The sequence below is a fragment of the Pseudoalteromonas sp. SCSIO 43201 genome (genome assembly GCF_023716725.1).
GTDB classification, from domain to species: Bacteria; Pseudomonadota; Gammaproteobacteria; order Enterobacterales; family Alteromonadaceae; genus Pseudoalteromonas; species Pseudoalteromonas peptidolytica.
The window spans coordinates 3339929-3365552 of the sequence record NZ_CP072683.1; the positions used below are offsets into that span (position 1 = coordinate 3339929).

General features: G+C 42.7%; 22 protein-coding genes. 14 read left to right on the forward strand and 8 right to left on the reverse strand.

From position 1 onward, the window contains the following. Positions 1–222: 222 nt before the first annotated feature. The 9 genes from dnaG to J8Z24_RS14560 all read left to right on the forward strand — a co-directional run bounded on the left by dnaG (position 223) and on the right by J8Z24_RS14560 (position 11474). Positions 223–1962, forward strand: coding sequence for a DNA primase (gene dnaG / locus J8Z24_RS14520; protein ID WP_252094889.1), 1740 nt, complete (start codon positions 223–225; stop codon positions 1960–1962). 121 nt (positions 1963–2083) lie between these two features. Continuing rightward, complete coding sequence (gene rpoD, locus J8Z24_RS14525) at positions 2084–3934, forward strand: RNA polymerase sigma factor RpoD (protein WP_128731181.1); 1851 nt, start codon at positions 2084–2086, stop codon at positions 3932–3934. Positions 3935–4008: 74 nt separating this feature from the next. Beyond that, a complete protein-coding gene (gene prmA, locus J8Z24_RS14530; RefSeq protein WP_125252107.1) occupies positions 4009–4881 on the forward strand; it encodes a 50S ribosomal protein L11 methyltransferase in 873 nt (290 codons plus the stop codon). Positions 4882–5204: 323 nt separating this feature from the next. After that, complete coding sequence (gene dusB / locus J8Z24_RS14535) at positions 5205–6170, forward strand: tRNA dihydrouridine synthase DusB (protein ID WP_125252108.1); 966 nt, start codon at positions 5205–5207, stop codon at positions 6168–6170. A gap of 44 nt (positions 6171–6214) precedes the next feature. After that, entirely contained in the window at positions 6215–6505 is a 291-nt protein-coding gene (fis, locus tag J8Z24_RS14540; RefSeq protein WP_010374122.1) for a DNA-binding transcriptional regulator Fis, read from the forward strand. Positions 6506–6716: 211 nt separating this feature from the next. After that, positions 6717–8303 carry a bifunctional phosphoribosylaminoimidazolecarboxamide formyltransferase/IMP cyclohydrolase gene (gene purH / locus J8Z24_RS14545; RefSeq protein ID WP_125252109.1) on the forward strand — a complete coding sequence of 529 codons (1587 nt, stop codon included), beginning with the start codon at positions 6717–6719 and terminating at the stop codon, positions 8301–8303. 100 nt (positions 8304–8403) lie between these two features. Further along, positions 8404–9240, forward strand: coding sequence for a class I SAM-dependent methyltransferase (locus tag J8Z24_RS14550; protein WP_252094890.1), 837 nt, complete (start codon positions 8404–8406; stop codon positions 9238–9240). Between the two features lie 15 nt (positions 9241–9255). After that, a complete protein-coding gene (purD, locus tag J8Z24_RS14555; RefSeq protein ID WP_252094891.1) occupies positions 9256–10539 on the forward strand; it encodes a phosphoribosylamine--glycine ligase in 1284 nt (427 codons plus the stop codon). A gap of 113 nt (positions 10540–10652) precedes the next feature. Further along, entirely contained in the window at positions 10653–11474 is an 822-nt protein-coding gene (locus tag J8Z24_RS14560; RefSeq protein ID WP_252094892.1) for a DUF2797 domain-containing protein, read from the forward strand. Here J8Z24_RS14560 and J8Z24_RS14565 read toward each other — a convergent pair. Further along, positions 11447–13963 carry an EAL domain-containing protein gene (locus J8Z24_RS14565; protein WP_147389910.1) on the reverse strand — a complete coding sequence of 839 codons (2517 nt, stop codon included), beginning with the start codon at positions 13961–13963 and terminating at the stop codon, positions 11447–11449. The genes J8Z24_RS14560 and J8Z24_RS14565 overlap by 28 nt on opposite strands. 76 nt (positions 13964–14039) lie before the next feature. Between J8Z24_RS14565 and J8Z24_RS14570 the strand changes: the two genes are divergently transcribed. Then, positions 14040–14333, forward strand: a complete 294-nt coding sequence (locus J8Z24_RS14570; RefSeq protein ID WP_128731177.1) for a DUF4144 family protein — start codon at positions 14040–14042, stop codon at positions 14331–14333. Here the strand turns inward: J8Z24_RS14570 and J8Z24_RS14575 are convergent. The 5 genes from J8Z24_RS14575 to J8Z24_RS14595 form a co-directional block, all read right to left on the reverse strand. Beyond that, on the reverse strand, positions 14325–15254 hold the full coding sequence (locus J8Z24_RS14575; protein ID WP_176032576.1) for a histone deacetylase family protein: 930 nt from the start codon (positions 15252–15254) through the stop codon (positions 14325–14327). The two genes, J8Z24_RS14570 and J8Z24_RS14575, sit on opposite strands and share 9 nt — an antisense overlap. A gap of 105 nt (positions 15255–15359) precedes the next feature. Next, on the reverse strand, positions 15360–16928 hold the full coding sequence (locus J8Z24_RS14580; RefSeq protein WP_252094893.1) for a serine hydrolase: 1569 nt from the start codon (positions 16926–16928) through the stop codon (positions 15360–15362). 57 nt (positions 16929–16985) lie between these two features. After that, positions 16986–17498 carry a gamma-glutamylcyclotransferase family protein gene (locus J8Z24_RS14585; RefSeq protein ID WP_128731174.1) on the reverse strand — a complete coding sequence of 171 codons (513 nt, stop codon included), beginning with the start codon at positions 17496–17498 and terminating at the stop codon, positions 16986–16988. Then, a complete protein-coding gene (locus J8Z24_RS14590) occupies positions 17498–18121 on the reverse strand; it encodes a LysE family translocator (RefSeq protein WP_176032574.1) in 624 nt (207 codons plus the stop codon). Before J8Z24_RS14590 ends, J8Z24_RS14585 begins: the two co-directional genes overlap by 1 nt. Then, on the reverse strand, positions 18105–18893 hold the full coding sequence (locus J8Z24_RS14595; RefSeq protein WP_128731172.1) for a hypothetical protein: 789 nt from the start codon (positions 18891–18893) through the stop codon (positions 18105–18107). Before J8Z24_RS14595 ends, J8Z24_RS14590 begins: the two co-directional genes overlap by 17 nt. Before the next feature lie 81 nt (positions 18894–18974). Here J8Z24_RS14595 and J8Z24_RS14600 point away from each other — a divergent pair, with 81 nt between their 5' ends. From J8Z24_RS14600 to J8Z24_RS14615, 4 genes are all read left to right on the forward strand, one after another. Then, positions 18975–19304: a 5-carboxymethyl-2-hydroxymuconate Delta-isomerase gene (locus J8Z24_RS14600; protein ID WP_125252120.1), complete on the forward strand. Its 330-nt coding sequence runs from the start codon at positions 18975–18977 to the stop codon at positions 19302–19304. Between the two features lie 23 nt (positions 19305–19327). Next, positions 19328–20038, forward strand: coding sequence for a 16S rRNA pseudouridine(516) synthase RsuA (gene rsuA, locus J8Z24_RS14605; RefSeq protein ID WP_252094894.1), 711 nt, complete (start codon positions 19328–19330; stop codon positions 20036–20038). Between the two features lie 125 nt (positions 20039–20163). Further along, positions 20164–21795, forward strand: coding sequence for a methyl-accepting chemotaxis protein (locus tag J8Z24_RS14610; RefSeq protein ID WP_252094895.1), 1632 nt, complete (start codon positions 20164–20166; stop codon positions 21793–21795). 352 nt (positions 21796–22147) lie between these two features. After that, positions 22148–22768: a hypothetical protein gene (locus tag J8Z24_RS14615; protein WP_252094896.1), complete on the forward strand. Its 621-nt coding sequence runs from the start codon at positions 22148–22150 to the stop codon at positions 22766–22768. Positions 22769–22890: 122 nt separating this feature from the next. Here J8Z24_RS14615 and J8Z24_RS14620 read toward each other — a convergent pair whose 3' ends face one another. Both J8Z24_RS14620 and J8Z24_RS14625 read right to left on the reverse strand, forming a co-directional pair. Further along, positions 22891–24672 carry a bifunctional diguanylate cyclase/phosphodiesterase gene (locus J8Z24_RS14620; RefSeq protein WP_252094897.1) on the reverse strand — a complete coding sequence of 594 codons (1782 nt, stop codon included), beginning with the start codon at positions 24670–24672 and terminating at the stop codon, positions 22891–22893. A gap of 146 nt (positions 24673–24818) precedes the next feature. Continuing rightward, on the reverse strand, positions 24819–25346 hold the full coding sequence (locus J8Z24_RS14625) for a hypothetical protein (protein WP_128731169.1): 528 nt from the start codon (positions 25344–25346) through the stop codon (positions 24819–24821). Positions 25347–25624 lie beyond the last annotated feature (278 nt).

Here is a 25624-nt window from a genome sequence, read left to right on the forward strand (position 1 = left end):
AATTTTGCTATTTAGTTGTTCTAAATGAGAAATTTTTAACGCGGTTAGCGTCAGATTTATTCCTTCAAATTGAGCAAGTATTAAGTCAAATTGGTATTACTCCTTCAAGTTGAGCAAGTATTAAGTTTAATTGGTATAACATACCGCAATTGAATTAAGTTGATTTTTTATCGCCGCAACTTGATATAATAACCCAATCACTTGGTTAACTTCGGAACGTAGATGAAAGGTAAAATCCCTAGGCAGTTTATTGATGACTTACTAGCAAGGGCAGATATTGTCGAGCTAATAGACGGTCGTGTGGGATTGAAAAAAGCCGGAAAAGACTATCAAGCCTGCTGCCCTTTTCATAATGAAAAAACACCATCGTTCACGGTATCGCGAGATAAACAGTTTTATCACTGCTTCGGCTGTGGAGCTAACGGCAACGCAATTTCTTTTTTGATGGAGTATGACAAACTTGAGTTTGTAGACGCCATTGAAGAGCTTGCTGCGCTCTTAAATTTGGAAGTTCCAAGAGAAAATGCCCCACAAGGGCCGCAACGTTCAATGGCCGAAAAAAAGTCAGATTATGACTTAATGCTACAGGCTGCCAAATTTTATCAACATCAGCTCAAACACCATAAAAACGCCTCGCAGGTTATTGAGTATGTGAAAGGCCGTGGTTTAAGTGGCGAAGTTGTACAAAAATTTATGATAGGTTACGCCCCACCTGAGTGGGAATCCTTGTGTAATCAAATTGCACGAAAACCAGAACATAAACAACAGCTGCTTGACCTTAAGCTGGCCTCTGAAAAATCCGCAGGCCGTCAGTTCGACTTTTTCCGTGATCGACTAATGTTTCCAATCCGCGACAAACGAGGCCGAGTTGTCGCATTTGGCGGCAGAATAATGGGAGCGGAACAAGGACCTAAGTATCTAAACTCCCCTGAGACCCGTATTTTTCATAAAAGCTTTGAGCTGTACGGCTTTTATGAAGCCAAGCAAGCACATAAACAATTAGACAAAGTATTGATTGTTGAAGGCTATATGGACGTCGTTGCATTAGCTGAAAAGGGCATTGACTATGCCGTCGCAGCGCTTGGCACAGCAACGACAGCCGAGCATATGCAAACCCTCTTTCGAAATACAGATAAAGTTATCTGTTGTTACGATGGTGACAGAGCTGGACGTGATGCGGCATGGCGAGCACTAGAGCATGCTTTACCTAACCTCAAAGATGGTAAGTCACTCCAGTTTGTGTTTTTACCAGATGGTGAAGATCCTGATTCATTAGTTCAACAAGAGGGTAAAGAAGCATTTGAAGCACGATTAGATAAGGCAACTGATTATACACAAGTCTTATTTACCAAACTACGCGAGCAGTGTGACTTAACAAATGATGCAGGCAAATCCAAATTACTCACAGATGCGATCCCACTGATAAATAAAATTCCCAGCGAGTACTACCAAGAAACACTATTGAATACCTTGGCGCGATTAATTGGCCGAACTCGAGAGCAACTCAGTGCAAAATTAGCGAATAACAAACATCAAAATAAGATTGAGCGACAATTTAAAGTAACTCCAATGCGAAGAGCCATAGGCCTTTTACTACAACACCCAAATCTGGCACAAAGTGTAGAATATATGCCTGAACTGGCGGAAATGTCGATCCCGGGTATTCAACTCTTACTCGGCCTACAATCTTTGTGTCATCAAAATCCAGCGATCAATACGGCTCAACTGCTTGAACATTACAGAGAGCAGTCAGAATTTGATGCTTTGAAAAAGCTTGCAGTTTGGCAGCATGGGGTTGCTGAAGATAGGTTAGCTGATGAATTTAAAAATACTTTTCAGTTTATTGAAGACCAGTGTTTAAATTATCGCCTTGAGACCCTATTTATCAAAGAGAAAACCGAAGGTTTGAGTAATGATGAACGACTCGAGTGTGCGCTATTAATGCAAGCGCTTAAACGGTAGAAGTTCTAGTCAATAGTAATTTTCGGTGCTATAATGTTCTATTCACTGCGTCATCAAAATTTAGCTGTTAATTAGCTGGCGCCTGTTGTATCAACTTTTCAGAGTGGAAGCAAATTTCTCTATGGATCAATCTCCTCAGTCACAACTCAAACTTCTGATTCAGAAAGGTAAAGAGCAAGGTTATTTAACTTTTGCAGAAGTTAACGATCATCTTCCACAAGACATCATAGACTCAGATCAAGTAGAAGATATCATCAGCATGATCAACGATATGGGTATTCAGGTCTCTGAAAATGCGCCTGATGCTGACGAGTTGATGATGCAAGAAACCACAACAGATGAGGATGCTGCTGAAGCAGCAGCTGCGGCACTAGCGACAGTAGAAAAAGAAATCGGCCGCACGACTGACCCTGTTCGTATGTATATGCGTGAAATGGGTACTGTTGAGCTTCTAACACGTGAAGGCGAGATCCAAATCGCCAAGCGTATTGAAGAAGGGATCAATCAGGTACAGATCTCTGTTGCAGAATACCCTGAAGCTATTACTTACCTTTTGGAGCAATGGGATAAATACGAAGCTGAAGAAATGCGCTTAAGCGACATTGTTTCTGGCTTTTTTGATCCTAATGCTATTGAAGAAGATGAAGCACCTATTTCAGCAACACACATCGGTTCAGAGCTAAGCGATGAAGACTTAGACGACGAAGACGATGATGTTGATGACGACGATGAAGACTCAGATGATGCAGATACAGGGCCAGATCCTGAAGAAGCACGTGAACATTTTGAGCATCTTCGTACACTTTACAATAATGCTCGTGAAATATTTGAAGGTAAAGGCCGTTCACATCCTGATGCACAAGCTGCAATTCAGGAGATTGGTGATCATTTCCGTACTTTCAAACTAGTTCCTAAGCAATTTGACCGCATGGTAAATAACATGCGTGACATGATGGATAAAGTACGTGTTCAAGAACGTATCATCATGAAACAAGCGGTTCAAATAGCAAAAGTACCAAAGAAAACATTCGTTAAGCATTTTGCTAATAATGAAACTGACACCGCTTGGATTGATGCGGAAATCGCATCAGGAGAAAAGCACTCAGCAAAATTAGCTGAAGTGAAGCCAGAAATCGAACGTTGTGTAAATAAGTTAAAGGTGTTTGAAGAAAGCACTGGATTAAGCATAGAGCGTATTAAAGATATCAACCGCCGCATGAGTATTGGTGAGGCCAAAGCCCGTCGTGCCAAGAAAGAAATGGTTGAAGCAAACTTGCGTCTTGTAATTTCAATCGCGAAAAAGTATACCAACCGTGGTTTACAATTCTTGGATTTGATCCAAGAGGGTAACATTGGTCTAATGAAAGCGGTTGATAAGTTCGAATACCGTCGTGGTTATAAGTTTTCAACTTATGCAACTTGGTGGATCCGTCAGGCCATTACGCGCTCTATCGCGGATCAGGCTAGAACAATCCGTATCCCAGTGCATATGATTGAAACCATCAATAAGCTGAATCGTATTTCACGTCAAATGCTCCAGGAAATGGGTCGTGAACCTAGTCCTGAAGAATTGGCAGAACGTATGGTAATGCCTGAAGATAAGATCCGTAAAGTACTGAAGATCGCAAAAGAGCCTATCTCAATGGAAACACCAATTGGTGATGATGAAGATTCGCATCTTGGTGACTTTATCGAAGATACCACCATTGAATCACCGATTGATTCGGCGACAATGGAAAGTCTTCGTGGTGCAACCAACGAGGTACTTGCGGGACTAACAGCACGTGAAGCAAAAGTACTGCGTATGCGTTTCGGTATTGATATGAACACCGACCACACATTAGAAGAAGTAGGTAAACAGTTTGACGTAACCCGTGAGCGTATTCGTCAGATTGAAGCAAAAGCACTTCGTAAGCTTCGCCACCCTTCTCGTTCTGATCTATTAAAGAGCTTCCTAGACGTTAAAGGCTAAGAAGTAGCAAATAAGATTAAGGCCGCTATCAAGCGGCCTTTTTTATACTAATTGGATTAAATAGGTATACAAACATGGCTTGGATCCAAATTCGAATTTATGCCGATAAGGCCGACGCTGATGCCCTAAGCGATATGCTAATGGATATTGGCTGCCCTTCTGTGACATTTATGGATAGTAAAAATAACCCGGTTTATGAGCCAAAACCAGGTGAGGTAATTTTATGGCCAGAAACAACCGTCATTGGGCTATTTGAAGCCAACCATGATATGCAGGCTGTCGTCGATTACCTGCAATCACAACACGATAAGCCACTAAATTATAAACTTGAGCAGCTAGAAGACAAAGACTGGGAACGTGAATGGATGGATAACTTCCACCCTATTAAGTTTGGTGAAAGATTATGGATTTGCCCTAGTTGGCGCGACATACCTGATCCTAGCGCTGTAAATGTACTACTAGATCCTGGTCTTGCATTTGGTACAGGGACACATGCCACCACCGCACTTTGCCTCAAGTGGCTCGAACAACAAGATCTCAGCGGTAAAACCGTCGTCGATTTTGGCTGCGGCTCAGGCATTTTAGGCATTGCAGCGATAAAACTTGGCGCAGAGCGCGTGATTGGTATTGATATAGACCCTCAAGCTCTGGTTGCGAGTCGTGAAAATGCAAAGCGCAATGGTGTAGAAGAGCAACTGGAAGTCTACTTACCAGAAAACCAGCCTGATTTTAGTGCTGATATTGTAGTCGCTAACATTCTTGCACAGCCTTTAAGAGAGCTCCATGAGATTATTCTTGGCTTCTTAGGCAATGAAGGCGCGATTGCCATGTCTGGTATTTTAGAGGAGCAAGCTCAGTCTGTGGCAGATGTATACGCCCCCTTTATCCACTTAGATGACATTGCTCAAGAAGGAGAATGGACTCGAGTTAGTGGGGTTAAAAAGTAACAAGGTAAGAACTGGCTTACGTTAGCTAAGTCAACACCGCTTACCTGCACACTCGCTGTTCATAAAGTTAGTAACTTTTAACTGCTAAAGCCTGTAATTAACAGGCTTTACTCATTTTTTACAGCTTATTATTTAAACTCATATTAGAGTAAAAATTGTTTTTAGGTTAAATTTCAGCCGATTTTTCCTAACTCTCAGCTTGTTATCAAAAGTCAACCCATAAAGTTCAAAAAAAAAGCAATTATGTTCAATTTATAACCTTTGATTTTTGCAAAAAAAACCGTAAACTTAGCGCCCCTTGAGGAAAGGCGGATTAAACTGTAGTGCGTATTGGTCCATACCAACTTGAAAACAATCTTATCGTAGCACCCATGGCGGGCATCACTGACAGACCGTTCAGACAACTGTGTCGGCGTCTAGGTGCAGGACTTGCGGTATCTGAAATGTTGTCTTCAAATCCTAAAGTGTGGAAAACCGATAAATCGCAAAATCGCATGGATCACAGTGGTGAATCTGGCATTCGCTCGGTGCAAATCGCAGGAGCGGATCCAGAGCTGATGGCGCAAGCAGCACAATTTAATGTCGCCAATGGTGCGCAGATCATAGATATAAATATGGGCTGCCCCGCAAAGAAAGTGAACAAAAAGCTTGCAGGCTCAGCGCTATTGCAACACCCCAAGCTGGTAGATGAAATCATCTCTGCGGTGGTGGCTGCCGTAAAGGTTCCCGTGTCGTTAAAAATCCGTACAGGGTGGGACACAGACAACCGTAACGGCGTTGAGATTGCTCGCATCGCTGAACGTCGTGGCATTGCTTCGCTAGCAGTACATGGTCGCACAAGAGCATGTATGTATAAGGGCGATGCAGAATACGCTACGATCAGAGAAATTAAACGTTCAGTATCAATCCCTGTGGTTGCCAATGGTGATATCACGTCACCAGAGAAAGCGAAACAGGTACTGGAATACACGGGTGCAGATGCCATTATGATTGGTCGAGCCGCCCAAGGTCGCCCTTGGATTTTCCGAGAGATAGACCACTATTTGAAAACCGGTGAACACTTGCCCGAGCCTGAAATAGCAGAGGTTCGAGCAATTTTGATGGAACACTTAGTTAACCTCCATCAGTTCTATGGTGAACCAATGGGAGCGCGCATCGCACGCAAACATGTATCTTGGTATTTGCAAGCCCATGACCAAGAAGGTCAATTTAGGCGAGTATTCAATGCTCTTGAAGCGCCTGAGGCGCAAATCGAGGCATTAGAAGACTATTTTGAAACATTAGGGTAAATATATTTTTTGCCCTGCAAGCTAACTAAGAAAGAGACATAACGATGTTCGAACAAAATGTGACTTCTCCATTTATTACTAACGCTCATGTTCAGTCACAAGAGAAACCGCAACCTTTGCGCGATGCAGTTAAAAAAGCTGTACATCACTACCTAAAGCAGCTTAATGGTCAAGACGTACAAGACGTTTATGAGTTAGTTCTTTCTGAGCTTGAAGCACCTCTACTTGAAGAGGTTATGACTTATACTCGTGGTAACCAGACTCGTGCAGCGATCCTTTTAGGTATCAACCGTGGCACACTTCGCAAGAAGCTAAAAAAATACGGCATGAACTAAGCACTGCTAGTAAAATTTAGTTGATAAAAAAGCACCTTTTGGTGCTTTTTTATTGTATAAAATTCAGCAGCTAGCGGACATTTATCCTTTGCATGTCGCACTTTTCTCATCTTTAACTCGCCTTTTAACATCGTCATCTTAACAATAATGCGCTAAAATACCGGCTTTCTAAGCTAGCCCTTAACTAATCATTGAGGAAACCTGAACCATCATGGATATACATCGTCCAATTCGTCGCGCCCTTCTAAGCGTGTCAGATAAAACCGGTATCGTTGAATTCGCAGCAGCTTTAGAAGCTCAAGGCGTGGAAATTCTATCAACTGGCGGTACTTGCAAACTACTTGCAGAAAATGGCATTAAAGTAACAGAAGTATCTGATTACACAGGCCACCCAGAGATCATGGATGGTCGCGTGAAAACGCTTCACCCCAAAGTGCATGGCGGTATTCTCGGACGTCGCGGTCAAGATGAAGACGTAATGACCGAAAACAATATCTCAGCAATCGATATGGTAGTAGTCAACTTATACCCCTTCGCACAAACGGTTGCGAAAGCTGACTGTAGCCTAGAAGATGCAATCGAAAACATAGATATTGGTGGCCCGACTATGGTTCGCGCTGCAGCTAAGAACCACAAAGACGTGACCATTGTTGTCAATGCGAGTGACTATGGCCGAATCATTGAAGAAATGAAGGCAAACACAGGCTCTACGACATACAAGACACGTTTTGACCTTGCTATTGCCGCCTATGAGCATACCGCCCAGTATGACGGTATGATTGCAAACTACTTCGGCAAAATGGTTCCTGATTATACTGAGGAAGCCTCTGAAGAGACTAAATTCCCACGTACTATCAATATGCAGTTCACGAAGAAACAAGATATGCGCTACGGTGAAAACTCTCACCAAGATGCCGCTTTCTATGTTGAGAACAATATCGAAGAAGCATCTGTAGCAACCGCTAAGCAGCTGCAAGGTAAGGCACTATCTTACAATAATATCGCAGATACCGATGCCGCACTTGAGTGTGTGAAAGAGTTTGATAAACCAGCTTGTGTTATCGTAAAACATGCAAATCCTTGTGGCGTTGCTGTAGATGAGACAATCTTGGCAGCCTATGACCGCGCCTTTAAAACCGACCCAACCTCTGCTTTCGGTGGCATCATCGCATTCAACCGTGAGTTGGATGGTGACACAGCAGAAGCGATTGTTGCTCGTCAATTTGTTGAAGTAATTATTGCCCCGAGTATTTCAGAAGAAGCAGCGCAAATTGTTGCTGCAAAGAAAAATGTTCGCCTGCTTGAATGCGGCCAATGGTCTACTAAGACCACAGGCACTGACATCAAACGTGTTAATGGTGGTATCTTAGTACAAGATCGTGATCAAGGCATGGTTGGCTTGGAAGACCTGAAGGTAGTTTCAAAACGCCAACCGACCGAGCAAGAGCTAAAAGATCTATTATTCTGCTGGAAAGTCGCTAAGTTTGTTAAGTCAAATGCGATTGTTTATGCCCGTGACGGTATGACAATCGGTGTAGGTGCAGGTCAAATGAGTCGCGTTTACTCAGCTAAGATAGCTGGGATCAAAGCCGCAGATGAGAACTTAGAAGTACCAGGTTCAGTGATGGCATCTGATGCTTTTTTCCCATTCCGCGATGGTATAGACGCCGCCGCAGCTGCGGGTATTACCGCAGTTATCCAACCGGGTGGCTCTATGCGTGACGAAGAAGTGATAGCCGCCGCAGATGAAGCGGGAATGGCCATGGTATTCACCGGAATGCGCCACTTCCGCCATTAATCAATAAAGCGCGAAACTGATGAGTTTCGCGCTTTTTGTTTCAGCTAATTTCCAGTATTCTGGCTACAGCATGATCATAACAGAATGAAGGAAACTAACGATGAATCTAAGTATGAAACCTCTTATCGCTGCTGCCGTGTTTACAGCTCTTGTAGGCTGTAACGCGACAGAATCAAACTCAAACCAAGCAGTACCAAGCGCAATTGCAACAGCCGTTGCCAACGACAATCGTGCAGAGAAAAACACAGCTCGCGATCAATATAGAAACCCAAGTGAAACGCTTGCTTTTTTTGGTATTGAACCTGCTATGACTGTGGTAGAGATTGCCCCAGGCGGTGGTTGGTATAGCGAAATCTTAGCACCTCTTGTTAAAGGCAAAGGCACATACTACGCAGCGCACTTCCCTGCTGATTCAGATGTTGGTTACTATCAACGTTCATTAAAAAGCTACCAAGAAAAAGTGGCAACCAACCCAGATTACAGTGAAGTTAAGATCACCGAGTTTGCACCTATTACACACAGTAATATTGCACCAGCTGGCAGCGCCGATGTGGTACTCACCTTCCGTAATGTCCATAACTGGTACATGGGTAAAGGTGATGAAGGTGTGCTTGGCGCGTTCAATGCTTTTAACAAAGCCCTGAAACCTGGTGGTATTTTAGGTGTAGTTGAACACCGTCTACCAGAGCACCGTGATACTGAAGACCAAAAGTCTTCTGGTTACATGAAGCAAAGTTATGTTATCGATATAGCCAAAAAGGCTGGATTTGAGCTGATTGCAAGTAGTGAAATTAACGCAAACCCATTGGATAGTGCAAACCATCCTAAAGGGGTATGGACGCTACCTCCACGCTTGGCGCTTGGTGATGAGAAAGCCGCGCAATATAAAGCGATTGGAGAAAGCGACCGCATGACCTTAAAATTCAAAAAGCTTTAATAGGAAAATTTCGCCATGAATGTACTCGTCATTGGCAGCGGTGGACGTGAGCACGCGCTTGCATTCAAAGCCGCACAAAATCCATCTGTAAAAACTGTTTTTGTCGCACCTGGTAACGCAGGTACAGCGCTTGAACCTAAGCTTGAAAATGTTGCTATCGGTGTTGAAGATATCGATGCTTTGGTCGCATTTGCTAAAGAAAACAATGTGCAATTGACTATTGTTGGTCCTGAAGCGCCATTAGTTATTGGTGTTGTTGACCGATTCCGTGAAGAAGGCCTAGCTATTTTTGGCCCGACACAAGCGGCAGCACAACTGGAAGGCTCAAAGTCGTTCACTAAGGACTTTTTAGCACGCCACCACATTCCAACAGCGGCATATCAGACTTTTGAAGAGATAGAGCCTGCGCTTGCTTACTTAAAGGCACAAGGCGCACCTATTGTTGTCAAGGCTGATGGCCTTGCTGCTGGTAAAGGAGTCATCGTGGCTATGACCGAAGCGGAGGCGGAAGAAGCTATTCGCGATATGCTGGCGGGTAATGCCTTTGGTGAAGCCGGTAGTCGCGTTGTTATCGAGGAGTTTTTAGAAGGTGAAGAGGCCTCTTTTATCGTCATGGTTGACGGTAAAAATGTACTCCCTTTTGCCACCAGCCAAGATCATAAACGCGCCTATGACGGCGATAAAGGTCCAAATACCGGTGGTATGGGAGCCTACTCTCCAGCGCCGGTGGTCACATCGGACATTCATGATCGTATCATGGCTGAAGTGATCAACCCGACGGTTGAAGGGATGGCAAAAGAAGGTCACCCATATACAGGCTTTCTTTACGCTGGTTTGATGATCACAGCTGACGGCACTCCCAAAGTTATCGAGTATAACTGCCGCTTTGGCGACCCAGAAACACAACCAATTATGTTACGTCTTCAATCAGATTTAGTCGAGCTGATTGAGGCGGCTAACCGAGAAGAACTGGATCAAACAGCAATTGAATTCGATCCACGAGCTGCGGTTGGCGTTGTACTTGCTGCTAAAGGGTATCCTGGTAGTTACCCGAAAGGAGATGCTATATCAGGCCTACAGGTAAGTTATCCTGAAGGTGAAAAAGTATTCCATGCCGGTACTAAACAAGATGGCGAACACGTTGTGACTGCTGGTGGTCGAGTTCTATGTGCAACCGCACTTGGACATACGGTAACTGAAGCACAAAAACGTGCCTACTCTCTAGTGAAAGATATTCACTGGGAAGGTGTGGAATACCGTACCGACATTGCATATCGCGCGATCGCACGCGAAAGCTAATTCACGTTAAGCTTTGCTAGGCCAGCTATTGCTGGCCTTTTTAGTTTATGTACTTCGTTCACCTTGATTTGCTATGGTATCCTACCCTTTTATGAGCATTTTTAGGGGCAAAGATGCAAGTACAAGGTACACTCAGCAAGTTAAAATCTACGCTTGTTGAACCTATTCAATATCAATTACCGGTTGGGGATAACTTAGTATCACTTAATGATTACTTCGGAAAACCCATCACGCTTACCTTCACTGGCAATATATTTTGTAGTAATTGTGGTAAAAAAACCAAAAAGAGTTATTCCCAAGGGCACTGCTATGTGTGCATGAAAAAGCTCGCAAGCTGCGACATGTGTATTATGAAGCCTGAAACTTGCCACTTCGATCAAGGCACCTGTAGAGAGCCAAAGTGGGGGGAAGAAAACTGCATGATCCCACACTATGTCTATTTAGCGAATACTTCAGGGCTAAAGGTTGGGATTACTCGCCATACACAAATACCAACGCGCTGGATAGATCAAGGCGCGACGCAAGCATTACCGATTTTTAAAGTGCAGACCCGTCATCAGTCAGGGTTAGTGGAAGTAGCACTGGCGCAGTTTATTGCTGATAAAACTAACTGGCGTAATATGCTCAAAGGGATCAACCCTGAAGTAGACCTCAAGGCAGAAGCCGCTAAGCTTATTCCACAGATCCAAACCAAACTCGATGAGCTGGCCGAACTCTTTGGCGCGACAGCTATTGAAGTGCTAGATGAAGAGGTGGTCGACCTCACTTTCCCTGTGGAGCAACATCCGAGCAAAATCACTTCATTTAACTTTGACAAGGATCCCATGGTATCTGGTGTACTTGAGGGGATCAAAGGTCAGTACCTGCTTTTTGATAACGGCGTGATCAACATCCGTAAGTTTAGCTCCTACGAGATCACCTTCTCTGACGAGTAAAACGCCTGCCAGTCGTCTTCTGTAAGCGGTTTACAGAAGACATATCCCTGAATAGTATGACAGCCTAGCTTACGTAGATAACGCTTTTGTACTGGCTTTTCTACTCCCTCTGCAACAACTTGTAAATTAAGTGCTTTAGCCATAGCAACAATTGCCGCAACAATCTCACTATTACCATACTCATCAGGCACTTTTGCAATAAAGCTAGCATCAATTTTGAGTATATCTATAGGGAGTTTAGCTAAGTAGCTCAATGCGGAATAACCAGTGCCAAAATCATCAATTGCTAGCTTTACACCAAGCTCTTTGAGCTTTTTCAAGGTGTATTTCGCCTCCAATAAATTACCAATAAAGCTATTCTCAGTGAGCTCTAACTCCAAATACTTCCCTTCGACATTGTGTTTTTTTAATGCTTGGGCGACACATTGATAAAGATCCCCCTGAGTGACATGTGACGCCGAAATGTTAATCGCTAAGCGCCTTATCTCCATTCCAGCTTGTTGCCATTTAGCTAAGTGCTGGCAAGCCTTATCTATTACCCATTGGTCAAGACGGATTATTAGCCCAAGCTCTTCTGCCAGTGGAATAAACTGGGCCGGTGATATAACGCCCAAGTTTGGGTCACGCCAACGTAGCAAACACTCAACACTGGAGATGCGACTGCTAGTTAAACATTGCAATGGCTGAAAATGCAGCTCAAACTCACCATTTTCCAAGGCGTTTTGAAAACGACTGAGCATAGATAAACGCTCAAATGAACGTGCATTCATCGACGCTTCGAATAACTGGAAGGAATTACGCCCGACTTCTTTGGAGCGATACATAGCAACATCGGCATGCTTCAATAAAGTTTCGGTATCATGGCCATCCTCGGGGTAAATAGCTGCCCCCATCGAGGCCGTCGCAGCGACCTGCATATCACCAAGTTGAAAAGGGTGCGACAACGCCATTAAGATTTGATCTGCAAACTCAATGACCTCCGACATACCGTTCACTTCGCTCAGTAGCACGACAAATTCATCACCACCAAGTCGCGCCAGCGTGTCCCCTTCATTCAAAATAGACTTTATCCGCTCACTAACCTGTACTAATAACTCATCTCCAGCGCTGTGGCCAAGAGAGTCGTTCACTTCCTTAAAGCGGTCTAAATCTATAAACATCACGCTAAGCTTTTGCTTGTAGCGGTGCGCGGATGCCAACGCCATAGAAAGTCTATCGTAGAATAAGCGACGATTAGGCAACCCGGTCAATTCATCAAAATAAGCCAAACGAGCAATTTTTTCTTCTGCATTTTTTCGCTCCGTAATATCGCTAAAAATGGCGGCGTAGAGCATGTCGTCACTGTAAGGCTCTCTGATCTCAATAATCGTGAGCCATTCAACATAGATTTCACCGCTCTTTTTACGATTGCATATCTCGCCTTGCCATACCCCTGTTTCTCTGAGCGTTTGCCACATACTCTGGTAGTAAGATTCATCATGTAAGCCAGAGCTTAATATACTGGGATTTTTGCCAAGCACTTCGTAATCTTTATAACCGGTTAGCGCACTGAATGCCGGATTGATCTGAATAATTTCGCCCGAACTTTTGGTGATCATGATGCCATCCAAAGAGGCATCAATGATACGATTGGCAAGGTATAAATTCTTCTCAGATTTTTGCAGTGCAATATCTCGCTGCACCAATACCTTCTCTAATTCACTGCAATACGCAGTTTCAATTTCAGTTAGTACATTCTTCAGTGCTAATAAGCCAATAACTTTTTGAGATTCGGGACAAGTGACAACTAAATGCCGAATAGAATTTACCGTCATCATGCGGTAGGCATCAAATAAACTATCCTTTGGGGTCATTGCCAGCATCGGGTAACTTGCCAAGTTCCAACATGGTTGACGCCAATCGGGGTTGAGAATGATGTAGGCAATATCTCGTTGGGTGATGATCCCATATTCATGTAAAGCATGATTATATACCAGCACCGCAGTGAGCTTTAATTCACACATGCTACTAATCACATCAGAAACGCAATCCTGGCTGTCTAACACGACAATATTTGAATCAAAGTGTTGCTCAATTGGCCGAAAGTGCAGGTAATGGTCTAGTCCTTGGCTGCGAACAATATCCGACAACGACACCACACCACAAGGAATATTATCAAGGTCAATGACTAATAGATGGCGGATCCCCAGCTGATGAAACTTAACAGTGGCTTCGCTCAATGTTTTATCTATCTGAATTTTTTGTACCGGAGAGGTCATCACAGATTTGATAGGTACTTGAGCAAAATTTGGATCATTAAAGTCGAGCTTAACGCAATCGGACTCAGTCCAAATACCGATAATATCATCAGCACGAGTAACAAAAATAGAACTCACTCGGTTTGCTTGCATTTGTGCAACCGCATCATGAAGACTCGTTTGCTCATCGCAACATAACAAGCTATTGGTAAATACTTCTTTGATCTGTAACTGACGTGAATCACCAACCATAAGCACACTCTCGCAATATTATTCCAATTTGAAGTATACTGAGCGTCGCTGTTGATAACTTGACCTTGAACAAATAATGACGATAAAAAATTATCCAATCCTACTGGTATTAGACCAAAGTATAGAGCTTATTGAGGATGATAAAGCGCTATCAGACTCTATTCATATGCTTGATGACGCCACCAAGAGCAATGCCGTCGTTATCGCATCGAATGGCAGTTGTACCAATTTACAGGGGCATGTGGTTGATACCATAGAGCTGCCTGATTTAACCAGTTTAGTGCAACAGTACCTTATTGACGAAGGACAATGTTGTGTTAGTAAAATACAATTGCAGAGTGTTCAGCAAGCTTTTGCGTTACTAAAGTAATTCACCCTCTTCTACTAACGCTTTGATGTGCGTCACGGCACTACGGCCAAGTGAAGACAGATCGTATCCACCTTCTAAGTAGGAGATAATACCTAAGCAGTGTTGTGATTTTGCTAACGCAACAACTTGTTCAGTAAACCATTGATAGTCCTGCTCAACTAGTTTTAGTCCTCCCATATCATCTTCAAGATGACCATCAAATCCGGCACTAATAAAGATAAGCTGTGGTCTAAATGTTCCTAGTTTTGGTAGCCACTGCTGTTGAAATAATGCTTTTAAATCATTGCCATCAGCACCTGCTGCCAATGGAGAGTTAATTAAGCTTTGATGGTTTTCAATCGCGGTATTAGGATAGAATGGATACTGAAATAGTGAACAAAACAGAATGCTAGGATCGTCTTTGAAAATATCTTGAGTACCATTGCCATGGTGCACATCAATATCTAAAATTGCAATCCGCTCAACCCCCTTGGCTTTTGCGTAAGCCGCAGCAATGGCGACATTATTAAAGACACAGAACCCAGAGGAAGTACTTTGATTAGCATGGTGTCCTGGCGGCCTTACCGCGCAAAATGCGGCATCGAGATTACCAGCAATAACTTCGTCTACCGCTAATATTCCAGCACCAACAGCACGCTCAATTGCTTTTAGCGAGTCAGGGCACAGCCATGTATCACCGTCTAATGACGCCAGTCCTTCATTCGGGATCTTGTCTATCACCTCTTTAATCATGGCTTGATCATGCACCAAGGCATAATGCGAGGTGTCAGCTTTAATTGCGGCTTTATGTTCTACGGCTATATCTAATCCAGAGGCCAGTAGCCTATCCGATATCGCATCTAATCTGGCCGGACATTCGGGATGTTCCTCTGTCATTTTATGCTTGCGGCAATAAGGGTGGGTGATAATTGCAGTACGCATCGTAGAATACATCCTCGCTTAGTGTATGACTCTGTTGAGTCCAGTCATTGCTCCTTTTGACTATATCAAAGCCACCTCTTAGTGGCTTTGATACTTTGGTATATCCTAATGCGCTGCAGGCGCAGCCTTAGCCTTTAATTCAAGGTTGTGAAAATCAAAACTAAAATCGGTGATTTGAGGGTTTACAAATTCCATTTCAGCTGACTCTACGCGTTGTGATTTATTAATAGTAAAGTTGATATAGGCGTCAGCCTCAAGTAACGGCTCATCCCAGCGTACCACAAAAGTATTGCCACTGAGATGCTCAAGCTTTCCTTTTAGCCGTTTAGTGTGCGTAAAATCAATTCGCAGTACATTATCAAGTTGCTCTATTATCACATCACCGTACCATGAGCTTACCAAAGTTCCGGTGTAATTTTGCAACGGCAATGATGGCTGCGGCGCCGTTACTTTGGCAATGCCTGCTTTGGCGTACTTTTCTTGCTGAGCTTTAAAATAGTCATCAGCAATAAGGTTGACCCAATCTTTATCTTCTAACCCTAGGGCATCCTCAAATACTTCATTAATAATCGCTGATAACGCAGCATACTTTTGCTGATTTGACAGTACAACAACACCCAGCTTCTTCTCTGGGATCATTGCAACCTGAGAGACCATGCCTAAAATACCGCCGCCGTGGCCTACTTTTTTATAACCGAAATAATCTTCAATCGCCCAGCCTAAGCCATAACCTCTAAACTGCTGGTGATAAAATGATGCCGCTTTTTTGGCTGGTATTCGTGTTATATGAGGGTGCCACATTTGTACTTGCTGAGCAGCTGAAAATAATTGCTCGCCGGATGGCAGCTGCCCACCAGCTAACTGAGTTTGTAGCCACTTTGTCATATCATCGACATTGGACGCAATGGCACCCGCCCCTCGAAAATCTTCAAGATAGTTAACAAAAAATGGCGTCAATTTACCCGACATAGGAATATGTCCCGTTGCCCAGTTCGTGTTATCTGATGGGATCCGAGAAAACCCTGCTTTGGAATCATCCATCTCCAATTTATTGAACATTTCTTGCTCAACAAAGTCGCGCCAGTTTTTACCACTCACTCGACTGACAACTTCACCGGCTACCACAAACATGAGATTGTTGTAGGCGTATTGACTGCGAAAGCTGGAATCTGGTTTAAGGTGTGAGATACCAGCAAGTAGTTCAGGCATGGTTTTATCTGTATCAGGCCAGATCATTAAATCTCCGGCCCCTAAACCTAACCCGCTGCGGTGACTTAATAAGTCGCGAATGGTCATTTCTCGAGTGACATAGCTATCGTAAAGCTTAAACTCAGGAATATGCTGAACAACTTTATCATCCCAGCTTAATTTTCCCTGATCAACCAACATTGCCAGTGCTGCGGCAGTAAAAGCTTTGGTATTAGATGCGATCCCAAAAAGCGTATCAGCGTTGACGTTAGCAGGCTTGTGTAAATGTGTGACCCCAAAGCCTTTGGTCATCACAACTTTGCCATCTTCAACAATACCTATCGCTAAACCCGGTATATTGAACCGCTTCATCGCTTCTTCGACGGCACTTTCCACATCTTGTAAATTTACAGCTGCACTTGCAGGCGGTGTCAGTATACTTGCAGCAACCAAACCAGTTGTGATGAGCCATTGTTTTATTTTCATTACTATTCCTTGGATTTATTACAGCTCAACCATTTAAATGCGAGCGTGAACTTTATATTAATCGCAGCGTGACTGATAAATCGCTAACTCTTGTTTTTGTCTATCTTTATTTTCATCAATCCTATGGGGCTGCTGTAATATAACGTTTTGATATTCAGATGGAAAGTGATGTTCTTTGCTCCCTTCAAGTACGTGCTGAACATACCAATCAAAAGGCAACTCATCATCAATAAAGGTATTGGCAATGTAGCACCAAGCCTCCACAACGCTACCATTTTGCATTACGACAGGTACACTGCGGCAGTCATAGCGCTCGCCTTCAATTTCATCCAAACGTCGCTTCTCTTGCAGGTTCAGCGTGTATAACACCCCATAAACTCGACTGTTAAGTCCTGAGCATGGCACGATATTGCACTTTGCTGAGCCATCTGTACTTAACATATCAAAGGTCAACCGATACCCGTTTAGCACGCCAGTTCCCAATAGCTCAGCTTCAGGCAATCGTGATAATAACCGAGCCGTGGACATATTCGAACCAAAGCTAAAATTAATTATGTTTTTGTCATTCATTACACCACCAGCCTTATTGCGAGTAATAACATGATCACACCGATCCCGCGATCAAACCAATGTCCAGCTAGCTGAAAAAAGTGCCTGACATTTTTTTTTGATAAAATAACAGCCAGTAAAGAGAACCATAACCAAGTTGCCAACGCCATGTATATGCCATAAAACAGCTGCACACTACTTGGAGTACTTGGCTCTATGACCAAAGTAAAAAGCGATAAAAAGAACAGCGTCGCCTTTGGGTTCAGCGCATTAACTAAAAAGCCACGCTTCAACGCATTCCAATTAGACTCAGTAACAGTGTGCTCAGTCATATTTTCATGCTCTGAACTGGGTTTTGCATATCGCAACGCTTGGACACCAAGATAAGCCAGATATAGCGCGGCTATATATTTCACTACTGTGAACAAGGTTTCAGATTGAGATAGCAGTAACGCTACGCCCAATAAGCAATAACTGACATGTACTAAAATACCCAAGCCAACCCCAAAACTTGTCCAAAGCGCATTTGCTCTACCTTGCTGTACACTTTGCTTGAGCACTATCGCAAAATCAGGACCTGGGCTTGCTACTGCAAAAAAGTGAGCAAGCGCGATTATGATAAATTCATCAAGATAAGCGGGCATGAACATGTTCCTGTAAAGCAAGTAAGTCTATACGCTCAGAGCTATCCATCATCATCTTAATTTGCTTCTTGGCTTTTTTAAACTGGCCGACCAAATGTGGTTTGAGATGTTTATGACCATCCTTTGCACCTTTAAAATGGCACACCAAGGCGTGGACGAATATGCTTTGCTGCTCAGTCAGTGCTGCCTGACGATTTGCGTACTGATTATAACAAGAGCCACACCCTCCCCTAAAGTGATACACCGTATTAGAAACCATCACGCCAAAACCAAAAAAACCGGCAAGCACATCACTTGCAGCATCCAGCTGTTCCTGCCCTCCCGGCGGTAATACTCCCCGCTGTAAAATCAGTACCTTTGCTAGCACCCCAGCTAGGCTCGCAACAAGATCCTGTGGCTGATTAATTTGATTCGGATTATAAGACACCGCTATCGGAGTTGAAGCCTCTGAAATGACAGCTTGATCACCACGCCACCGCCCAGCTACCTGCAATTTTGCCATATGCGTCGTTTGCATTTGTGCTGGCGATACCAGATGAATTGGCCATTTTTGTAAACCTGCATATGACTTTACTCGGGAAAAAACAACAGCAGCCATTTCTTCAATACTCGAAACAGGATCGGGGAAAAAGTGTGGGGTCGGTGTAATAATCTGCGTGTCGCTTAAAAAGTATTCTCCATCAAAGTGTTCAAATGCCCAAATAAAGGTATCGACCAACCACTGAGTTTCTTCTTCACTGAGTAACGGGGAGAATTTAAATAAGGACAGCATGCTAATAATTCACTCTTTTGTGGAATAACCTCAGATAAATAGCATAAACTCTACGACTAATGCAAAAACATGGAGTTTCACATGCCTCACTTTATTCTCGAACATTCGGATAATTTACCAATAGAAACCGAAGCCTTAGTATCACAAGTACAGCAATTCGCTTGTGCGTGTGGTCTTTTCGATCCAGCTTCAGTTAAAACACGTGCAATGTCATTCGAGCATTTTCAACTAGGTGATGGCAAACAAGGATTTATTCATTTACAGATCCATTTAATGGCGGGTAGAACAATAGAGCAAAAGCAGGCGCTTACCGAAGGGGCGTTAACACTGTTGCAAGCTAAAGTATCCAAACAGTTTGCGCTGAGCGTACATTGTTACGATTTATTACCTGAAATCTATCGCAAAAACTAATTTATTATTCGAGCTATTTAACTATGAAATTTCCATGTAGGTTAGAGAAGTTTTTGAGCCATGTTGCTGAAATGCCTCGCAGTAAGGTCAAAATCAATATTAAAAAAGGTCTAGTTACCGTCAATGGTAACGTCGTCAAAAAAGGCGATATCCAAGTTACCTTAGCAGATCATATAACGTTTGCAGGTGTTCACCTACAGTACCTTGGCTTACGCTATTTTATGCTCAATAAGCCTAAGGGCTATGTATGTGCAAATAGCGATGAGTTACACCCAACAGTCTTTGACTTGCTCGATGAGCCTAACTTAAAAGATTTTCATGTGGCAGGTAGGTTAGATATCGACACAACTGGTTTAGTATTGCTCACCAACGATGGAGATTGGTCACATCAAATTACCTCCCCTAAAAAGCAAAAGTTTAAAACTTATGTTTTAGAAAGTCGTGATGAATTGACCGACACAGCTTTGATCCAGCTCGAGCAAGGTGTTGAACTTCATGGCGAAAAACAAGCTACGTTACCGGCAAAAACAGAGCAAATAGATAAATACGCATTACGCTTGTCTATTTGTGAAGGAAAATACCACCAGGTTAAGCGAATGCTTGCCGCTGTAGGTAATCAAGTTGTTGAACTACATCGGGAAAATATAGCTGGTATCACACTTGATCCAACGCTTGCAGAGGGTGAATACCGCCCACTCACCGATGAAGAAATTAGCATAATTAATGCAAATTAACTCTCAAATTTCCGGTGTATGAGTAAATATCATCTCGAAATAGTCCGTATAGCACATTAACCCACTTACAACTTCCCCCTAAACATGCTAAATCATTTAATAGAGTATTTTTAGGGGGCTATCCTGTGTTTTCCAATTTCACACTTAGAGCAAAAATAATTACCTTTGCAGCGGCAATATTTGTTTCTTTGCTTGCCGTCGCCTTTGTTGGTCTTCAAGCACTACGCCATGCCAGTGAGAGCGATAATATTGCTCGCATCAATCAGCTGATGAAAAGTACGGTTAACATAGTGAAACAATTTGAACATTTTGCACAACAGAACATATTGACCGAACAACAAGCCAAAAAAATGGCAATTCAGGTCCTACGAGAGAACAAATATCACGACTCTGAATACGTTTATGTTGTTAATGAAAAAATGGATTTTGTTGCAACCCCCCATGATCCTCAGCTTCATAGCACTAGCTTTAACGATTTTAGGGATGCTTCAGGAAAGAGCATAGGTGGTATGGTCAAGCGCCTGGTGGGTAATGAGGTTGATCAGATCATTACTTATCATTGGACATCATTACGGGACGGTGAAATTGTCGATCTTACCTCAGTAGTTCAGAAAACACCTCTGTTTGGCTGGTATGTTGGTACCGGAATAAGTTACAAAGAAGTCAATGAACGCTATTGGGATACTGCTATCTGGTTAGTTGCATTGTCTTTAGTAGTGGCAATTATACTGACCACGGCGCTAGCACGGTTTGGTTTGTCTTTGAGTCACAAGTTGGGGGCAGAAATAAACGATGTATTGACCATTGTAAAGCATGTTTCTAGAGGAAACCTCACCACCCCTATTAATACCGCTAGCTGTAAAGACTATAGTATTTTAGCCGCAATGGCTTACATGCAAGACGGCCTAAAGGGAGTCGTTGAAGGGTTAAAACAAGCAAGTTGCGCATTGCAGACGCAAACGTCAGACAGTGAATCACGTTCAATTCAATTGGAGCAGCTCACCCATAGCCTCAGTTCAGAAACACAAATGGTTGCTTCTGCAATTACTGAGCTTACAGCATCAGCTCAAGCCGTTGTTGAACATGCTCAACAAGCAGCAGGCTCAGTACAAGAGGCTGAACGCCAAGGAAATGCAGCGGATAAACTCACAGCTCAAGCCGCGCAAGAGATTGCATTATTAGAGCAGCAAATTGACAGCGCTGGTAATAACATCCAAGTACTCGACGAAGAAGTATCAAATATAGCGAACGTCCTAACCGTTATTCAATCCATTGCTGAACAAACTAATTTGCTGGCACTAAACGCTGCCATAGAGGCTGCAAGAGCGGGTGAACAAGGGCGAGGCTTTGCCGTAGTTGCTGATGAGGTCAGACAGCTTGCACAACGAACACAAACCAGTACCGAAGAAATTCGCAATATGATCACCAAGCTGCAAAGTGCAACACAAGATGCAAAAGCCTCGGTAAACCTTAGTATTGCAACCAGTGAAAAGACCGTTAGCATGTCTTCTGATGCTTCTAAAGCACTAGTTCAAGTCGCCGATTCTTTAAAATCTATTTTACATATGAGTCATCAAATAGCACAAGCCGCGCAAGAACAGCTCAGTGCAGGTGAAGATACGGCGCAGCGAGTCGTCACAATATCAGATACTGCATCTCAAACTGCTAGCGTTTCAGAAAAAGCCCACAAAGCAACTGATACCATTAAAGCGCTTTCTAGCAATTTAGAAATTGAGGTCGCAAAATTCAGAATATAACAATATGAATTTATTATTTTTTTTAATAAACTAGCTCAAATTCTGATTTATCAAGGCTATTACTTAAAAAAAATCTTTAATTTTTCATTCACCTTGTGTTTATTTGGTGTTAAGTTTGTACTGGTCGGAATTGTCGGTTAAGTAGTCTGGGCGACTTTCCGAAATTGCGTTTAGCGCAATTAGAGTATCAACCTCAAACACTTTGATTGCTTGCACGTCAAGTAAATTCAATAAGGACTATGTAATGCAAAAGCTAAATTTGAAAGAATGCAAAAAGGTTTCTGGTGGCGGTATTTACGAACCAAACGACCCTAACGCACAAAAAGAAACTAGCAAAGACTAGTGTGGTGCTATGAAGAAAAATTTCTCATTAGGAGACTTACTGATACCTTATGCAATTGTAGCAGTAGGTCTCTTAGTCTTATATGACATTCGTTTTCACTTCTACATTATTTATGTGCTTATTGTCTTAACAGTCTTTATATTAGGGGCTCGATTAAAAGACGTTAATATTTGCGCGCTCTCTCTATTAGCAGTTGTTCCCTTTACCCTAGAAACTGCGGTTTTTTCGTCTGGTTTGATTAGTTTAGAATCCTCAAAAGACCAGCGACTATTACAGAATACCCTTATTTTTGGTACTCACTTCCTGATTGGTTTGATGGTAGTTTTTCCGTTGACTTATCGTGTCGAGATCACCAAAAAGCTGTTCCCCAAATTAAAAACACGCTACACCTTTGCCGATGCAATTATGCCTTGGCTGGCAATTTTTAATGTTTTTATGAGCTTCGCAGCCTTAATTGAAAATTATTTTAGAAATGCCAAAGGCGTCGAAATGACCATTTTCTTTTATAGTTTTGATGTTAGCGGGTACTTAATTTACAGTGCTAATTGTCTAATACTGCTTATTTTAGCCGCAATTACCTACAAAGAAGAATATGACTACGCCCTCCCCAGTCTGCGTAAAAAGCGCTAGACACCTGTTAGGAGTAGCAAAGCACTAAGTTTGCTACTTCTTCAGTGATATTTTTCCCTTGTATAGCGTTTTGTTATCAAAGATAAAGAGTATTATGAAGTCGTCGTATGCTTACGCTATTATTACCCTGCATTTTCGAGTCGAACCGTTGACACAGTGGGTTTGCGTCGATTACAAACGAATAAGTAACTGTTTCGGTATCGTTTAGCTTCTTTTTTTGCATCAGTTGCCAATGCCGCCACTTGATGGGAGTTAAAGCAGTGCTGTAGATCTGGACGCACTAAACCGATTGATAAAGTCAATAATGGTACAAACTGCTTTTGTCCTTCGCGGTTTGTTGCCCAATAGCCTCCCGCGTTGACATGCTCAGGGGTAAAAAAAGCTGTGGATTTAGTTTCAAACTCAGCAATAATCTCATGACATAGTGCTTGCGCATCATGATTATCAAATACCACCATAAAGTCATCCCCCCCTATGTGACCTACAAAACTTGGGCTGTGGGCACAAACATCCATGGTCACCTCAGCTAAAAGCTTAATGACACTGTCACCGCTGGCGTACCCATATAAATCGTTAAACTGTTTAAAATGGTTTAAATCAATATAAGCCAAAGAAAAGTCATGATTCGAACGCAGTCTTTGCTCTATCGCTTCGTTAATCGCGACGTTACCAGGTAGCATGGTTAATGGATTAGCATGCTGAGCATGACGTATTTTTTCCTCGGTAATGTGCTTTAGTATGTCTCTAAGCGGCGCTAAGCCAAGATAACAGCCATTTCTGGTGATAATAATATGGCGACGAATATCAAATTCGTGATCGGTAATTTGCTTACTGACGGAGTCAAGCTCTTGCTGTTCATCAACCACCAAAGGCTGCTTGTCCATTAATTTAATCACTGACTTTTTGTCAAATAGCGCGTGACCATAAGGTGCTGCAAAAACTTCTGTTAATTGATCTCGATGTAGCAACCCTATTGGCTCTCTCACATCATTCACAACCGCGATGCTAGCCAAGTTTCGATCTTGCTCAAATAACCTATGTGCATCAATACATTGTGTACACTCATGGATAGCATTTATATCTTTGGCCAGCCAACCGATAGCCATAGACTGCTCGAACCGCCCAGGTACAGCCGACGGATCTGAGTGTAGTGACTTAAACACCTCAAGCTCAGTAGGCGGTTTCATTTCAGGTTTAGCAAGTAAAAAGCCCTGTGCATTAACAATACCCAACTGTTCAATTAGCTTTAGTTCTTCAGCTCGCTCAATTCCCTCTGCAATCACTTTAGTGCTGGTGGCTTTTGCCAACTCTATTATCGACTTCAAGAACTCTCTTTTCACTACACTCTGATCGCAATGATCGATAAAATACCGATCGACCTTAACGTAATCAGGACATAGCTCTGACCACTTTCTTAGCCCCGAATACCCGGCTCCCAAATCGTCAATTGCAATTTGAAATCCAAGCTCTCGATAATGTGTAATAGTGGATAGCAACAAATGTGCATCATCTACTTTATCTTGTTCTGTGACTTCAATTACAACACGTTTTGGGTCAAGCCCGTAAATTTCCGTGAGGTGACGTGTTTCACCTTTGGGGTGGGAAGGATCTAGTAACGCTTTGGGACTAACATTTAAAAATAATTTACCGGGTAAGCTGTGCGACACGAACTGCTTAATCGCACTATCACGACAAATAATTTCTAGCTCAGATAATCGCTCTTGCTGACTTGCGATTGCAAACAATTTATCTGGAGACTCCAGTGATGAACCCGGAATACCACGGCTTAGTGCTTCAAATCCTAAAATTTGACGCCTCGCAAGATCATAGATGGGCTGAAAAAGTGTAGATATCGCTTTTTCTTTTATTATTGTATTGAGTAGTATCGTGCGCGAAGACTTCACAGGATCAGGCTCACTGTAAAAACATAATCGCGCACGGTAGCAACTGTGTATGACAGTTACATGTCAATCGGATGAAATGTACCCAATTTAAAGTTGAATTTACTTCACCTTTAAATTGGATGAGTATTAAGACAAGGTAGTGTCGCTTACTTCAGTGCTCTTTCAACTTGATCAAAATGCGCTATTACTTCAACAATTTCCATCTCTGCGCTTTTATAATCTTCAGGTCCTTTAAAGCCATTCATAGCTATCGCTTGAACTGTCGCAGGGTGAACTAATAGATCTTTGGCATGATAACAAACTGGGTCGTCGAATTTTGGTAACTTACCATCCGCATGATAACCACTTTCAATTTCTTCCAAAGGTAATGTTGGGATGATATCTGCTGCCTTGTCTAAAGCATCAAGATAGGTCTGACATTGAGGATACTTAGCGACGAATTCGTTCAATAGAGTGCGTGATAAATTCACCAACTCTGCTGACTGAGCCTCTAAGGCTTTATCTTCTTTCTCTACACGAATATTGGCTAATAGTGCCTCGGCTTGCGTTTTATACATACTTAGCGAGTCAGTCGCTTCCTGCACGGCAGGCGCTGCTTTTTGCTCTGGCTGAGGCTGCTCTGAGCATGCTGTAACTAAGGCTAATACACTAACTGCCATCATGAGTTTGTACATGATAATCTCCTTTATTGATAACGATTATCATTATACAACAATGTAATTTTTTAGAAACAATTATATGCTAACAAAAAAGCGGCTAAGTTAGCCGCTTTTGATATTTAACCTGAGGTTTGGATAAGGAGTGTTCCAACTCACTGTTGCTAAGCCACAACTTAGTTTTTCCTTGTCTACCCAGAGAGTTTTAGAGAAAACACCGCTCCCGCGTCCTGCTCTCGCTAAGGTACCTACATCCTGTAGGCAAGGCGAATTTACGAACCAACAGCTGGCTATTG

What these genes read in the sequence shown, in the direction of transcription:
- J8Z24_RS14550 (WP_252094890.1), top strand. Translation starts at nt 8,404, where the DNA reads ATGAATCTAAGTATGAAACCTCTTATCGCTGCTGCCGTGTTTACAGCT.
- J8Z24_RS14590 (WP_176032574.1), bottom strand. Translation starts at nt 18,121, where the DNA reads ATGCCCGCTTATCTTGATGAATTTATCATAATCGCGCTTGCTCACTTT.
- J8Z24_RS14565 (WP_147389910.1), bottom strand. Translation starts at nt 13,963, where the DNA reads ATGGTTGGTGATTCACGTCAGTTACAGATCAAAGAAGTATTTACCAAT.
- rsuA (WP_252094894.1), top strand. Translation starts at nt 19,328, where the DNA reads ATGAAATTTCCATGTAGGTTAGAGAAGTTTTTGAGCCATGTTGCTGAA.
- J8Z24_RS14585 (WP_128731174.1), bottom strand. Translation starts at nt 17,498, where the DNA reads ATGAATGACAAAAACATAATTAATTTTAGCTTTGGTTCGAATATGTCC.
- J8Z24_RS14580 (WP_252094893.1), bottom strand. Translation starts at nt 16,928, where the DNA reads ATGAAAATAAAACAATGGCTCATCACAACTGGTTTGGTTGCTGCAAGT.
- J8Z24_RS14570 (WP_128731177.1), top strand. Translation starts at nt 14,040, where the DNA reads ATGACGATAAAAAATTATCCAATCCTACTGGTATTAGACCAAAGTATA.
- J8Z24_RS14595 (WP_128731172.1), bottom strand. Translation starts at nt 18,893, where the DNA reads ATGCTGTCCTTATTTAAATTCTCCCCGTTACTCAGTGAAGAAGAAACT.
- J8Z24_RS14625 (WP_128731169.1), bottom strand. Translation starts at nt 25,346, where the DNA reads ATGTACAAACTCATGATGGCAGTTAGTGTATTAGCCTTAGTTACAGCA.
- J8Z24_RS14560 (WP_252094892.1), top strand. Translation starts at nt 10,653, where the DNA reads ATGCAAGTACAAGGTACACTCAGCAAGTTAAAATCTACGCTTGTTGAA.
- fis (WP_010374122.1), top strand. Translation starts at nt 6,215, where the DNA reads ATGTTCGAACAAAATGTGACTTCTCCATTTATTACTAACGCTCATGTT.
- J8Z24_RS14575 (WP_176032576.1), bottom strand. Translation starts at nt 15,254, where the DNA reads ATGCGTACTGCAATTATCACCCACCCTTATTGCCGCAAGCATAAAATG.
- J8Z24_RS14615 (WP_252094896.1), top strand. Translation starts at nt 22,148, where the DNA reads ATGAAGAAAAATTTCTCATTAGGAGACTTACTGATACCTTATGCAATT.
- dnaG (WP_252094889.1), top strand. Translation starts at nt 223, where the DNA reads ATGAAAGGTAAAATCCCTAGGCAGTTTATTGATGACTTACTAGCAAGG.
- purH (WP_125252109.1), top strand. Translation starts at nt 6,717, where the DNA reads ATGGATATACATCGTCCAATTCGTCGCGCCCTTCTAAGCGTGTCAGAT.
- prmA (WP_125252107.1), top strand. Translation starts at nt 4,009, where the DNA reads ATGGCTTGGATCCAAATTCGAATTTATGCCGATAAGGCCGACGCTGAT.
- J8Z24_RS14600 (WP_125252120.1), top strand. Translation starts at nt 18,975, where the DNA reads ATGCCTCACTTTATTCTCGAACATTCGGATAATTTACCAATAGAAACC.
- rpoD (WP_128731181.1), top strand. Translation starts at nt 2,084, where the DNA reads ATGGATCAATCTCCTCAGTCACAACTCAAACTTCTGATTCAGAAAGGT.
- purD (WP_252094891.1), top strand. Translation starts at nt 9,256, where the DNA reads ATGAATGTACTCGTCATTGGCAGCGGTGGACGTGAGCACGCGCTTGCA.